15 protein-coding genes are annotated in these 13,158 nt (G+C 56.9%); 9 read left to right on the forward strand and 6 right to left on the reverse strand.

Going from position 1 to position 13,158, the window contains the following annotated elements; genetic code table 11:
- Positions 1-144: 144 nt before the first annotated feature.
- Positions 145-645, forward strand: coding sequence for a hypothetical protein (locus tag E6B08_RS09190; RefSeq protein ID WP_136913718.1), 501 nt, complete (start codon positions 145-147; stop codon positions 643-645).
- Positions 646-656: 11 nt separating this feature from the next.
- A complete protein-coding gene (locus tag E6B08_RS09195; protein WP_136913719.1) occupies positions 657-899 on the forward strand; it encodes a hypothetical protein in 243 nt (80 codons plus the stop codon).
- Positions 900-1,153: 254 nt separating this feature from the next.
- Here the strand turns inward: E6B08_RS09195 and E6B08_RS09200 are convergent, their stop codons facing one another.
- The 4 genes from E6B08_RS09200 to E6B08_RS09215 form a co-directional block, all read right to left on the reverse strand.
- Positions 1,154-1,417, reverse strand: a complete 264-nt coding sequence (locus E6B08_RS09200; protein WP_136913720.1) for a DUF3077 domain-containing protein — start codon at positions 1,415-1,417, stop codon at positions 1,154-1,156.
- A 722-nt stretch (positions 1,418-2,139) separates the two neighbouring features.
- On the reverse strand, positions 2,140-2,289 hold the full coding sequence (locus tag E6B08_RS09205) for a CopG family transcriptional regulator (protein WP_136913721.1): 150 nt from the start codon (positions 2,287-2,289) through the stop codon (positions 2,140-2,142).
- A 91-nt stretch (positions 2,290-2,380) separates the two neighbouring features.
- The gene (locus tag E6B08_RS09210; RefSeq protein ID WP_136913722.1) at positions 2,381-3,580 is read right to left on the reverse strand and encodes an MFS transporter; all 1,200 of its coding nucleotides are present in this window, start codon (positions 3,578-3,580) and stop codon (positions 2,381-2,383) included.
- Between the two features lie 121 nt (positions 3,581-3,701).
- Positions 3,702-3,965: a DUF3077 domain-containing protein gene (locus tag E6B08_RS09215; RefSeq protein WP_136917360.1), complete on the reverse strand. Its 264-nt coding sequence runs from the start codon at positions 3,963-3,965 to the stop codon at positions 3,702-3,704.
- 839 nt (positions 3,966-4,804) lie between these two features.
- Between E6B08_RS09215 and E6B08_RS09220 the strand changes: the two genes are divergently transcribed.
- From E6B08_RS09220 to E6B08_RS09230, 3 genes are all read left to right on the forward strand, one after another.
- On the forward strand, positions 4,805-5,101 hold the full coding sequence (locus tag E6B08_RS09220) for a type II toxin-antitoxin system RelE/ParE family toxin (RefSeq protein ID WP_136913723.1): 297 nt from the start codon (positions 4,805-4,807) through the stop codon (positions 5,099-5,101).
- A gap of 1 nt (position 5,102) precedes the next feature.
- Positions 5,103-5,420, forward strand: coding sequence for a helix-turn-helix domain-containing protein (locus E6B08_RS09225; RefSeq protein ID WP_136913724.1), 318 nt, complete (start codon positions 5,103-5,105; stop codon positions 5,418-5,420).
- Between the two features lie 674 nt (positions 5,421-6,094).
- A complete protein-coding gene (locus E6B08_RS09230) occupies positions 6,095-6,625 on the forward strand; it encodes a glyoxalase superfamily protein (protein WP_136913725.1) in 531 nt (176 codons plus the stop codon).
- 185 nt (positions 6,626-6,810) lie between these two features.
- On the opposite strand, the gene E6B08_RS09235 is transcribed toward E6B08_RS09230, so the two are convergent.
- The gene (locus tag E6B08_RS09235) at positions 6,811-7,488 is read right to left on the reverse strand and encodes a GntR family transcriptional regulator (RefSeq protein WP_136913726.1); all 678 of its coding nucleotides are present in this window, start codon (positions 7,486-7,488) and stop codon (positions 6,811-6,813) included.
- A 237-nt stretch (positions 7,489-7,725) separates the two neighbouring features.
- Here E6B08_RS09235 and E6B08_RS09240 point away from each other — a divergent pair, with 237 nt between their 5' ends.
- The 4 genes from E6B08_RS09240 to E6B08_RS09255 all read left to right on the forward strand — a co-directional run bounded on the left by E6B08_RS09240 (position 7,726) and on the right by E6B08_RS09255 (position 12,196).
- Positions 7,726-8,544 carry an enoyl-CoA hydratase/isomerase family protein gene (locus E6B08_RS09240; protein ID WP_136913727.1) on the forward strand — a complete coding sequence of 273 codons (819 nt, stop codon included), beginning with the start codon at positions 7,726-7,728 and terminating at the stop codon, positions 8,542-8,544.
- Between the two features lies 1 nt (position 8,545).
- Positions 8,546-9,742: a CaiB/BaiF CoA transferase family protein gene (locus E6B08_RS09245; protein WP_202877488.1), complete on the forward strand. Its 1,197-nt coding sequence runs from the start codon at positions 8,546-8,548 to the stop codon at positions 9,740-9,742.
- 62 nt (positions 9,743-9,804) lie between these two features.
- Positions 9,805-11,109: an MFS transporter gene (locus tag E6B08_RS09250; RefSeq protein WP_136913728.1), complete on the forward strand. Its 1,305-nt coding sequence runs from the start codon at positions 9,805-9,807 to the stop codon at positions 11,107-11,109.
- 283 nt (positions 11,110-11,392) lie between these two features.
- Complete coding sequence (locus tag E6B08_RS09255) at positions 11,393-12,196, forward strand: SDR family NAD(P)-dependent oxidoreductase (RefSeq protein ID WP_238349295.1); 804 nt, start codon at positions 11,393-11,395, stop codon at positions 12,194-12,196.
- 33 nt (positions 12,197-12,229) lie between these two features.
- On the opposite strand, the gene E6B08_RS09260 is transcribed toward E6B08_RS09255, so the two are convergent.
- The gene (locus tag E6B08_RS09260; protein WP_136917363.1) at positions 12,230-13,126 is read right to left on the reverse strand and encodes a LysR family transcriptional regulator; all 897 of its coding nucleotides are present in this window, start codon (positions 13,124-13,126) and stop codon (positions 12,230-12,232) included.
- Positions 13,127-13,158: the final 32 nt, after the last annotated feature.

Genomic DNA, 13,158 nt, shown 5'->3' on the forward strand with positions numbered 1-13,158 from the left:
GGTTGGACGGCCCCCTTTGCTCTTATGAAAAAAATCTGTTCCTTTTGCTGCGGAATAACCTCCGGCGCCTCTACGGCGGGTATTTGCATCCCTGTGTCGGGCCATGGAGAATGGCCCCTCTTTTTGCTCGAAAGGATGCGCGCAATGAAGTTCGAGGACACTTTTCAACGTACCGATATGCGCGGGATCGTGTACAACGTTTCGAAATTTACCCTCACCAGTGAAGACCGTCCCCGTTTGCGGGAATTGCATTTCGGCGAGGCGAAGCAGGCTCACTATCTGGTCAGTAGCAAGGTCGTCGAAGTCTACGACAAGATGCAGGCGGGGCAGCGCCCATGCCTGATGCTGGTGGGCATTTCCAGGCCTCTGACCCGGCGACAGGGCGACGAACTCAATGCCAGTCGCAGTAAAGTCAGTCGATACGCGTCGTCCGCAGCCGGAAGCGTTGGCGGGGCCGTAGGTAGTCTGGGCGGGCCTTTCGGTGCGACGGTTGGCACTGCCGCTGCTGGCGGAGGCATGCGCATGTATGTCGAGAAAAACCTGCCGACGTACCATGCCGGCGACATACTGGTCAGCATCGAGGCGCAGGTCAGTGGGGGAATTGGCCCACAGCGTACCCTCGAATCATTGATCATCAAGGTTTGAGTGGCTGCAAAATGTCCGATTTGACTCAGATAGCCCTGCTCATGGTGGTCACTTTACTGCTCCACTGGGTGGTCAAACCTTACCCGCTGCGCAAATGGCTTGGGCTGGCGTTGATGGCCACTGGGGTCATTGGCTGCGCCACCGTTGGGGAAGGCAAGGTGCTGGGCTTTGACTTGGAGCTGCTGGCGATTTTCGCCACACCGGTGGGTTTGGGCTTTTTTCTGACCCGGCGGCGCTTCGCGGAAGAGGGCTGAGCAGGACTGTTTCCTGCCGGAGCAATCGGGCGTGGCGTTGTAGCAGCAATCCACGTAGAGCCAACCCGGTTTGCCGAGGCAAAGAAGGGCCCCGGCGTCTACCGCGCAGATGAAAAAAAGGGGCAGTAGTCTATCAGGAACCCGGTTGCTCGGCCTGCCTACCCATAGTGCGCCGTATTCAGACCCTCCACCGCCCCTGTAGGAGCGAACTTGCCCGCGAAAAGGCCCGCCCAGTCAATCCACCTCCAATGGACTCAACCCATCATCCCCAACTCAGCATCATCCATCAGCGCCTTGGCCAAGGCCCCAAGATAATGCGAAGCCCAGATCAAATGCGGCTTGTCTTCCATCAGCCCGGTAACCGTCAATTCCTGGGTATAGCCAAACAACTCCGAAGCCTGCTCCCGAGCGAACTGGCACGGAATGCCTGGCTCGATGCAGAGCAACGGCTGGGTCTGGTTTTCCCCTTGGTAGAACTTGATTTTGCCGACGGTGGATTTCTCGCTTTCCTTGGTCATCATTCTTTCTCCCTGAACGTCCAGGTGCCTGAGCTGACCCTACGCCCCAGTCTGTCGAAGGCAAGCACACGCCTACAGGCCCGGCCTCGGTTTCTCAATCATGCCGGCCTGATATGGGTCGCTGGCTTACCAGCGATGAGGCCAGCTCAGGCGAAACAGACTTGTGATTTAGCGCAGCAGCGCGGTCGCTAGGCGTTGATGGGCAACGTCGGAGCAGGGCGCATCGTGGGCAGGCAGTATCAGCGCGTGTGCAAAGGTAATCGGGAGGTAGGGCGGGTCGGGGACTATCTTCAGCATCATCGTTCTCCTAGATAGGCCGACCACCGCCTGCTGTCAAACAGAGGGTGGCAGCTGAGCATGGGTTGACAGACCGGCTAGGAGAACAATTTCCGGCGCACACAAAGGTGCCCCATGCACAGCCGCCGCAAAGGCGAAGCCATGCTGTTCAAACCTAGACGGCCTGTCAAAGCCGGTCGCCGTTTCGCGACGACCAATCGAGACTAGGGCGCAATCCAGGTCACCGCAATGGCTTGGAGGCGGCTGGGAGTATGTTTGGGAAATGGACTACAGGTAAGGGAGAAAATCTGATTCTTGCGGGGTGAGTTGCTGTTTACCACGAACGTTTGCGTCGAGCATTCTTGCTGGAGCAGGCGAAGACTCCGGCCAAAAGAGGATTTATTTTTCCGTTTCCCGCAGTGAAATCAATCTTGGACCTGTCCCCTTTACGTTCTCACGGTCAGTGTCTTTTCGTGTTCAATGTAATCACGAAGCACATCCAAAGCCAGGTAGATCGCACTCTGGCCATTGCTTTTGGCGAGGTCGGCAAGAGAGTTGGACAGGTCTTCTGGAAGGTTTAGCGATATACCGGTCATGGCAACCTCTGCGTTGGATAGTCATGGGTAGGGTATACCGGTAGACCACATCGGGAAGCGGCAGGTCGTCGCGAGATGTAGCTGCGTAGCGCTAAAGCTCTCCAGGCATGCGCCTACCAACCTTGGCCCCGATCCTGATAACCATCCCCCCGATCAACGCAGCCAGTACCGCCAGAATCGCAATCACCCAGGGCGTCCCCATCGACGTCGCAAGCAAAGCAACCAGCAGCCCCGCAGCAGGTTGCGACAGGTTGTTGAGCAAGGTAATCACGCCCACCGTCTTCCCAAAATCGGCTGTTGGGATCACCCGTTGCCGGATCGTGCGCATGTACACATTGAACATCTTGTCGAAACCCACAATCAGCAGAAAACCCACGGCATAGCCGGCAAGATTGGGGCTCACGGCGCTAATGAACGCGCCGATCAAGAGCATCGAGTAAGCAACGCCACCGAGCACGCGCAGGGGCAGTACCATCCGTGCCAGGAGGAACAGAATGGCGATGGTCACGCCGGCTCCCGCCGCTTGCAGAACTGCGTAGTCGTCCTTATCGGCGCTGAATTGCCCTAGCACCATCGCTGCCGACGTAGCCAGGGTGACCCCGACGATCAGGTTCACGCCCACCGCCAACGAGATGACCTTTTGCAACTCAGGCTGCTCACGAATATGCCGAAGCGCGATGCGAACTGGCTGCACCCAGATACCGGGCTTTTGCTCGAACATCGTCCAGCTGATATCGCTCAAACGGTGCCACAGCCACATGCAAAGGTCGGCCAGCAAGAACAACCCTCCCGTCGCCAGCACCACCCAATGCCATTGCGAAACGTCCAGCAACAGCGCCGCCACCACTGGCCCGAGTACCAAGCCGGTCTGGTCGGCGATCTGCGAGTAGGACAAGGTCTTGGTGTAGCTGTAGTGCTGGAAGATATGCGGCATCACCACTTCGCGGGCCATGATGCCTTGTGTAGTGAGTACACCGCACAATGCCGAGAGCACCACCAGCCAGGCGAGACCGCCGAAAAGCAGGTACAGCCCGGTGGCCAGTACACAGAGCAGTGCTCGGTATAGCTGGCTGATATGCAAGATTTTCATCGGCGAGTACCGGTCGCAGAGGGCTCCGCATACCGGGAAGGCGAGAAAGCGCGGTAGTGATTCGGCGAAAAAAGCCAAGCCGGACCAAGAGGCGCTATTGGTGGTTTGAAACACTACCAGTGGCACGATGAATAACAGGATCTGGTCGGCTAATCGGGACAGGAAAAGCGAGGTAAAGAAGGCGAGGTAGTCTTTGCGCATTGTCTTTTATATTTAGCCTGTCTGCTGTGAGAAGCGGCCCCTTCGCGGCGGAGTACGCGTTACTTGTAGGAGCGGGCTTGCCCGCGAAAGGGCCCGCCCAGTCAATACACCTCCAATGGACTCAACCCATCATCCCCAACTCCGCATCATCCATCAGCGCCTTGGCCAAGGCCCCCAGATAATGCGAAGCCCAGATCAAATGCGGCTTGTCTTCCATCAGCCCGGTAACCGTCAATTCCTGGACATAGCCAAACAACTCCGAAGCCTGCTCCCGAGCGAATTGGCACGGAATGCCTGGCTCGATGCAGAACAGCGGCTGTGTCTGGTTTTCCCCTTGGTAGAACTTGGTTTTGCCGACGGTGGTTTTCTCGCTTTCCTTGGTCATCATTCTTTCTCCCTGAACGTCCAGGTGCCTGAGCTGACCCTACGCCCCAGTCTGTCGAGGGCAAGCACACGCCTACAGGCCTGGCCTCGGTTTCTCAATCATGCCGGCCTGATATCGGTCGCTGGCTTGCCAGCGATGAGGCCAGCTCAGGCGAAACAGACTTTTGATTTAGCGCAGCAGTGCGGTCGCTAGGCGTTGACGGGCAACGTCGGAGCTGGACGCATCGTGGGAAGCCGGCATCAGTAGGCCGTCGAGGGGATGACGATTGTGAGGTGGATCGGGAACAGTTTTAAGCATCATGGTTTACCTGGTAAGGGCAACCACACGCCTGCTGTCAAACAGAGGGTGGCAGCTATGAATGGGTTGACAGACCGGTAGGCAAACCAAGAATCCGGCGCACATGAGTGCCCCATACACAGCTGCCATTGAGGCAAAGCCATGTGGTTTGACTAGACGGCCTGTCAAAGCCGGTCGCCGTTTCGCGACGACCACCCGAGACTAGGGCGCAATCCAGGTCACCGCAATGGCTTGGAGGCGCCTGGAAGTGTGTTTGGGAAACGCCCTACAAGTAATAGGAACAATCTGAAGGTTAGGCTCATCTGCGGTCATTTTTGCTGGTCGGCTTCGTCGTAGGGAAAGCCTGCCAGCTGGGTTATCCAATGCAGAACGACGAACCGATCACAGGGGGGGGGGGGGCGAGGCGCTAGCTGAAGCCAGCGTTCACATTGCCAGTCGGGCGTGTACAGGTCGATCTGCATGCAACATGCTGTAAATGCTTAACGTCATTTCGCGGCTGTATTACAATTGCCCGGTGTGCGGGAATCCCGTACGTTTCGCCAATGCGAACAGTGATCGAAACACCGACATTCCAGAAAAACGCTGCCAAACTCTGGACTGATGAGGAACGTGTAGCGTTCATCGATTGGATTTCGGCCAACCCGAGCGCTGGGGACGTCATCCAAGGCGCGGATGGTGCGCGAAAGGTGCGCTGGCGTCGTGCTGGTTCGGGTAAATCAGGCGGAGTAAGGGTGATTTATTTCAATCTCACCGAAGATGAAGTCGTGTTACTGATCATGGTCTATGCAAAGGCAGAACGATCCAATGTAGACCCAGCTGAAATCAGCAAGGTGGTGTGATATGCGTGACATCGATATCGAAGCCGTCGCCAAGGCCATTGAGGCAGATGCAGGCGAGGCGTTGCCTGATCTACGCCAGGCTCTAAAAGAAGCGAAAGCGGGTGCTGGTCGGGTCAGTACGCCGGAGCAGATACTGGTACGGCAGGCGCGTGAGCGTTCCGGGTTGACTCAGGCTTCCTTTGCCAAGCGTATCGACACGCCCGTCGCAACCCTTAGAGATTGGGAACAGGGGCGTTTCGTGCCGCCTGGTGGTGTACTTTGCCTGTTGCGTCTGATCGTCAAGCATCCTGAGCTTTCGCAGGAACTGGCTACTTTCTGATTCACCTGCAGCGATGCTGATGCTTATAGCCAGCCTGCTGCTTCGTTGCAGTTGATGACACATCGGAAAGACTCGTGTGCGTTATCTGGAATTCGTGCGCCAGCGATACCATCAATTGAAATAAATCCCAAAAATAGATCTGTCCCGAATGGCAGTCCCGAATGGCACTGCCAATCAAGAAGGTGGCAGCTGTGCATGGGTTGACAGACCGGAAGGAAAAAAAAGCAAAAAGAACCCGGCGCACACGAGGTGCCCCACGCACAGCCGCCATAGCAACGCATTACTTTTTTGACCTGAACAGCCTGTCAAAGCTGATCGCCGCTTTCACGACGACCAACCGAGACTAGGGCGCAATCCAGGTCACCGCAATGGCTTGGAGGCGGCTAGGAGTGTGTTTGGGAAACGCCCTACAAGTAATAGGAACAATCTGAATGTCAGGCCCCGTTTACCGTCATTTTTCCAAGCATCCGGCCATGTCAAATTGCCCTCTGCAGCTAAAGCCAGCTTCCGACCGTGCGATAGACTGTGTACGATCAGCTGAGGCTTATGCTGCCTGCCGCTCGCACCGTTAAGGAAAGGTGAAAGCATATCTGCTCCAACCCATTCGTCTCTCTCTCTTGATAGTCGGGGTTTGGCAACGCGAGCACCAAGACGCTTCGACTACAGGAGTAATCATGTCGACAAACGAACACGCCAAGCGTATGGCCAAGTCTCTGCGCGCCTCGCTTGAAGCTCGCAATCATGAGGTAACCCATTCGGTAGCGCTTGAAATGGTCGCTCAGCAGTTGGGCTACAAAGATTGGAATACCGCCTCAGCAGCGCTTCCTCATGATCTGACGGGGTCTGAAATCAAGCTGGAGAAAGCCATTCCGATACTGCGAATGTTCGATGAAGCGAAGGCGAGGGAGTTTTATCTCGATTTTCTGGGCTTCAGTGTCGAATTCGAGCATCGTTTCGAAGTGGATCTTCCTCTTTATCTAGGGCTCAGCCGGGACGGCGTGCAAATCCACCTTTCTGAGCATCATGGCGACGCAAGCCCAGGAACGACCATTTTTGTTCCCATGCAGAACATTGAGCTGTTTCGGGACGAGTTGATCGCCAAACGCTACGGTTTCGGTCGACCCGACATCGTGGAGCAGGGATGGGGAAAGCTTCTGGAGGTATACGATCCGTTTGGTAACCGTATCCGTTTCTGCCAAAGCTGATTCGAAGGGTTCCAATGGTTAACTTCCGCTTCTAGAAACAACGAGGTGCCTGTTCAGCCACATCAGGTTGAACAGGCCCATCGGTTAGCTGCCTGGCTCGATGCAGAACAGCGGCTGTGTCGGGTTCTTCCCTTGGTAGAACTTGATTTTGCCGAAGGAGGTTTTCTCGCCAGCCACACGCAGGTCTAACGCTGCGTGCTGACAATGCCCTGCTGGAGCATCGTTGCCAAAAAGACATCGATCTTATTGCGCAAGTGATCCTCCATCAGGGCCCGCAGTTTCTTACCCTCACCCTTTTTCAGGTGGACAAGCATCTGCTCATGTTCCTCGACTGCTTGCGCCCAACGTCCCTGTGTGGGGGTCAACCTCTTGCGGACATGCCGTAGTCGCGCGTTGAGGTTGTTGAACATTTCGGACAACACCTGGTTATCTGCGATCGCAAGGATTTTCAGGTGGATGGCCTGGTTCAGCTCGAAATAGGTCGCCAGGTCTTTTTGCTCATAGCTATGGCGCATGGAGGCCTGTAGCGCTTCCAGCTCTGCGATGTCTTCGCCTAACACCTTCTGGCAAGCCTGTTCACCCGACAACCCTTCCAATGCTGCGAGGAGCGTCAACATGTTTGCCGCTTCATCCAGCGTCACGCTTGCAACCTTCGCGCGGCGAGTGGGGGAGATCTCGATCAAACCTTCTCTGGCCAGGATCTTGATCGCCTCACGCAGAGGCGTCCTGGAGACCTCCAGTCGCTCACACAGGGCCCGTTCAGACAAGGGGGCTCCCGGAGACAATTCCCCGCTGATGATCTGCTGTCTCAACGCTGCGTAAGCAGCATCGTTGATGCTCGTCGCATCCACCATCTCACTCATCCGGCCTCCTTGGTGTCCCAATTTCCCGATGGGCTGAGACTCTTCTGTGTCGTCGCAAAAAAAATTCAGTGCCTGAATCGGGCAAATAACCCTGATTTTAGGCGCTTTTCAGTCTCTGCGAAACCTGTCCTGAGGCGTCATGGTGTGAGCATACCCCTTGTCAAAGATTCATGCTTGGCTATATTTGGGATTCCAAAAAACAAAAACGGTATCCCAAAAATAACAAGGTGAATGATCATGAGCGTCCCCGTGACACCGCTTCAAGACACTGCTGCCACGCCTGCCACGGTGCTGGTACAGCGTGAAGGGTCTATAGCCACCGTCATCCTCAACCGCCCTGAAAAACTAAACGCTACCACCAAGCCGATGTGGCGCCTGCTTGAGGACACGGTGCGTGCCCTGGATGCAGACGACACCATTCGCTGCGTCATCTTCCGTGGCGCAGGCATCAAGGCGTTCGGGCCGGGCAACGACATCTCTGAATTTGAAAATCATCGCAGCAGCGTGGAGAAGGCTCGCGAATATGGCCCGATCATGCATGGCGCACTGCGCGCCATCGATCAGCTTCGCCATCCTGCGGTTGCAATGATTCACGGCATTTGTGTCGGCGGCGGGCTGGGTATTGCCTCGTTGTGCGACATTCGCATCTGCGGTGAATCGAGCCGGTTCGGTGTACCGGTTAGCAAACTGGGCTTGGCCATGTCCCACGATGAAATGGCCGGTCTGATGCGCATCGCCGGGCCGGACGTAACGCTTGAGTTGCTGTTGGAGGGGCGTGTCTTTGGTGCAGCAGAGGCGTTGGAAAAACGCATCGTAAGTCGCGTCGTAGAGGATGCGCTGGTGGAGCAATCTGCAATCGAGTGCGCCCAACGGATCGCAGACGGCGCTCCGCTTGTAGCCCGCTGGCACAAGCAGTTCGTTCGCCGCAGCATGGATCGGACACCGTTGAGTGCGCAGGAGTACGACGAAGCGTTTGCCTGCTTCGGTACGGAAGATTTCCAGATCGGCTATCAGGCCTTTCTGTCCAAACGCAACCCTGTTTTCGGAGGTAAATGAGATGGCCGGCCCACTGCAAGGTATGAAGGTAATCGAGCTGTCTCACATCATGTCCGGCCCTATCTGCGGAATGATGCTCGCCGATATGGGCGCGGATGTGATCAAGGTCGAGAAAATGGATGGCGGTGATGACTGTCGACGTTTTGCGCCGATCCTCAAACACGGTGAATCTGCATCGTTCATGGTCTTGAACCGAAACAAGCGTGACATTGCGTTGAACCTCAAAACCGAGGGCGGCAAAGAGGTGTTACGGCGGATGCTCGCTGACGCAGATGTCGTGACGGAGAACTACCGCAAGGGGACGATGGAGAAGCTTGGGCTGGGTTACGACGCGTTGAAGGTGCTCAATCCAGGCCTTATTTACTGCTCGGTTTCCGGTTATGGGCGCACGGGGCCGTTTGCCGACAAAGGCGGTTTCGACTTGATCGCCCAGGGGTTGTCGGGATTGATGAGCTCGACGGGGGAGCCGGGTCAGGGGCCCATCAAAGCAGGCTCGCCAGTGGCGGACATCAATGCCGGCATTCTTGCCGCACTCGGCATCGTTGCTGCTTACTCGCACAAGCAGCGCACAGGTCTTGGGCAGGTAGTCGATACGTCGTTGCTTGAAGCGGGCTTCCAGCAGATGTATTGGCAGATCGCGAACTATTACTCGCAGGGCGTGATCTTGCCGAAGATGGGTTCGGCGAACTCTACCAGCACCCCCTATCAGGCCTTCCGTACCCAGGATGGCTGGATCAACATCGGTGCGGCCAACCAGGGCAACTACGAACGTTTGCTTCAGGTTCTGGATGCTCCTCACATCAGTGACGATCAGCGCTTTGCAACCAATCCTCTGCGTATGGCCAACCGCGATGCATTGGTCGAATTGATCACTGCCGTACTCATCACCGACACCACTGACAACTGGGTGGCCAAGCTGGATGCTGCCGGGCTGCCTGTGGGGGCGGTGTTGGATATCTCCCAGACAGTCGAGCATCCACAGATCCTCGAACGGGAAATGATCGTAGAAACCAGTCACCCCGTAACCGGGTCGAGCCGAAGCATCGCGTTGCCTATTCGTTTCTCGCAGACGCCGCGAGAAGTAACCCGTCCTTCGCCGCTCCTGGGAGAGCACACCCTGGAAATTCTCCAGCAGTACGGCTTCGACGCAGACGAAATCGCTGCATTGCGCAAGGAGGGGGCGATCCTGGAGTTGTAACTGACCGACCTCAAAAACGCGGATTAGTGAACAAGTACAAGAAAGCACTGAGGAACGCACGCATGAACAGGCTCAAACTCAAGGCCACCACCACCGTCTTGGTGATGCTGTGCCTGATGTACTTCATCACCTATGTGGATCGTGTCAACGTTAGTACCGCTGCCGGTCAGTTCAGCAAAGAGCTCGGCTTGAGCAACACCCAGCTTGGTTTCATCTTCTCGGCCTTTGCCTATCCCTATGTGATCTTCCAGTTCATCGGCGGGTGGGTGAGTGATCGCTATGGTGCACGCCGTACACTGATCGTCTGTGCCGTGATTTGGGCTGCGGCGACAACGCTCACGGGATTCGCTGGCGGGTTTGTCTCGTTGGTTCTTGCCCGACTGTTGCTGGGGCTTGGAGAAGGTGCCACGTTCCCCGCAGCGACCACCGCAATGGCGGCTTGGGTACCCAAGGACAAGCGCGGTATGGCTCAAGGTATCACCCACTCAGCCGCCCGACTCGGTAACGCTGTTGCGCCAATGATGGTCATGGCCATGATGGCTGCCTACGACTGGCGCTCCGCGTTCTATGTCCTGGGCGCCGTGAGTTTTGGCTGGTTGGTGCTGTGGTGCATGGTTTACCGGGAAAAGCCTGCTGATCATCCACGGATCACGCAAGAAGAGCTGCAGACGCTTCTTGCTCCGAAGGTGCGAGCCAAAGATGAGCCCGGAACCTGGGCGCGGCTGTACAAAAGGATGCTGCCCGTTTCGAGTGTCTACTTCTGCTACAACTGGACGCTCTGGTTGATGTTGAGCTGGATGCCGTTGTACTTCATGCACACCTTTGACCTGAACATCAAAAGTGCGGTGATCTTCACCTCTGGCGTCTTCTTTGCTGGTGTAGTGGGGGACTTGGTGGGCGGGATGGTCAGTGACCGCCTCTTCCGAAAAACCGGCAACCTCAGGGTTGCTCGCAGTTACATGGTCGCTGTTTGCATGGGCATGACGGCGCTTTCTCTGATTCCCGTGCTGACCCTCAGCGACCCGATGTATGCGTTGCTGTTCCTGGGTGCGGCAATGTTCTTCAACGAGATGACCATTGGGCCCATGTGGGCGATTCCAATGGACATCGCCACCGATAAAGCCGGTACCGCCAGCGGCATCATGAGTGGTACTGGCTTCACTGCCGCCATCGTCAGTCCGGTACTGGCCGGGTATGTGATGGATAAGACAGGCAACTGGGACATCACCTTCCTGGTGTCTATCGGCGTGATGTGTTGTGGGGTTTTGCTCACCTTCCTGATGAAACCCGAAAAAGTCTTCAAGCCAGAAATGACCGCATCGCCCAGAAAGAGTACGCGGCTCAACAGCGAGGAGAAAGTCGCCTGAGCGATCTACGCCCTGCAGCAGTGTCTGCTGGCAACACAGACTGAACGGAGGGAGAAAGTCTGATTCTTACGGGGTGAGTTGCTGCTTACCAGGAACGTTCGCGCCGAGCATTCTTGCCATGGCGGGCGGGGAAGTCTCCGCTCTGCCACAACCCACTCCCCCCCGGTCGATTGCCAAAAAAATGCAGGTGTTTGCAAGTTTTGTCTATTCAGCGCCCACCGCTGGCGCCCTAGCCTGAGTAATGGTCGAAACCTCGCACAACGCGTCGTGCGGGGAGAGCCCGATGGAAAACAACAATGATCACCATCGCTCTCAGGAGCCTGCGGAGAAAAAGCTCATGAATCCCCTGACTGCCCCTCACTCTGGAAAAGTCGTGGTCATCACAGGTGCCGCGTCCGGCATCGGCGCCGCCACTGCACGCCTCTTCGCTGCCGAGGGCGCACACGTCGTCATTGGCGATGTCGATGAAGGCGCCCGTAGCGTTGTGGCCGAGTTACCCACCCAGGGCGTCTTCGAACTCACCGACGTGACCCAGGCAGCCAGTGTCGAGAAATTGATGGAAGTGGCAGTCAAGACGTTCGGGCGGCTGGATGTACTGGTTGCCAACGCTGGAATTCCCGAGCGCAAAAGCCCCATCCATGAATTGGACCTGACCGCCTGGCAGCGTGTGATCGACATCAACCTGACCGGCGTTGCGCTGTGCAACCAATATGCGGTGCGGCACATGATCGAGCGCGGCAGTGGCGCGATCATCAACATGGGCTCGATACTGGCCCATGTCGGCCAGGCAGACAGCCATGCATACTCGGCAGCCAAGGCTGCGGTCGTTAACCTGACCCGTAGCGTGGCCCTGACCTACGCCCAGACAGGTATCCGCGTGAACTGCGTTTCACCGGGATATATCGAAACGCCATTTTTGAGCAAGTTACCCCCTGCGGTACTGTCTGCCATGGTGCAGAAGCAGCCCATCGGCAGGCTCGGGCAACCCGAGGAAGTCGCGCACGTCATTGCCTTTCTGGCGAGCGATGCCGCTTCGCTGATTACGGGATCTTGCATCAATGTCGATGGTGGCTATACCGCCATTTAGATCTATCGCCGGCCGAAGTTGCCGGGCGTATCGTCAAGCCTGTGGCAACTCTTCCCTGACCAACTCGCAAAACCGCTCCGCAGCGGGCGATAGCAACTGCCCGCGCCGGGTCACCAACCCCAACGTCCGGCTCACACTCGGCCCCACCAGTGGCACGACAGCCAACTGGCTCTGCGCCCCAATCCGCGAAACCGCCAATTGCGGCACCGCCGCGACCCCCAACCCAGCAGCAACCATATCCACCGCAGTGCGCACATGCCGAGCCTCCAGCACGGGCTTTGGCAAGTCGGTTTTACTTGCCAAGGCCAAGTCGAGCAGCATCCTGTTGCCACTGGCCTTGTTCACCGCGATATAGCGGTGCTGCTTCAATTCGGCCCAGCCCACCGATTTCCTCCGGGCCAGGGGATGATCCGCCGGGCACACCAGCACGAATCGTTCTTCGAACAGCGGTGTGAAGCTGACGTTCCCTTCTTGAGCCCCCAGGTAATTAATGCCGAAATCCGCCTCGCCACGCGTCACCAACGCCAGCGCCTCGCTCGCCCCTTCGTCCAGGATCCGAACCAGAATCTGTGGAAACTGCGCCTGGTATCGCTCAAGCACGCGGGGCAGCAGCTGATTGACGGCAGTAGGCACGCAAGCCACGGCTATCTCCCCCGTGAGCTTGCTGGCGGCGTCGGTAATGTCCAGCAAGGACTGATCGAAACCATTGACCACCTGCCGTGCCTTGAGCGCGAATGTCCGGCCATGGGCGCTCAGTTCTACCCGCCGCGTCGTTCTTTCCAGCAGGCGCAGCCCAAGATTCCCTTCCAGTTTCGAAATCCGCCTGGAGAGCGCCGACTGCGATAAATGCAGCTCCTGCGCAGCCGCGGCAAAGCTTCCCAGGTCCGCGATGGCGACGAACGCACGTAGATCGCTGATCTCCACATTCATGTGTGGCATGCAAGAGTCCTTGAGATTATTGC

This window comes from Pseudomonas putida, assembly GCF_005080685.1.
GTDB classification, from domain to species: domain Bacteria; phylum Pseudomonadota; class Gammaproteobacteria; order Pseudomonadales; family Pseudomonadaceae; genus Aquipseudomonas; species Aquipseudomonas putida_V.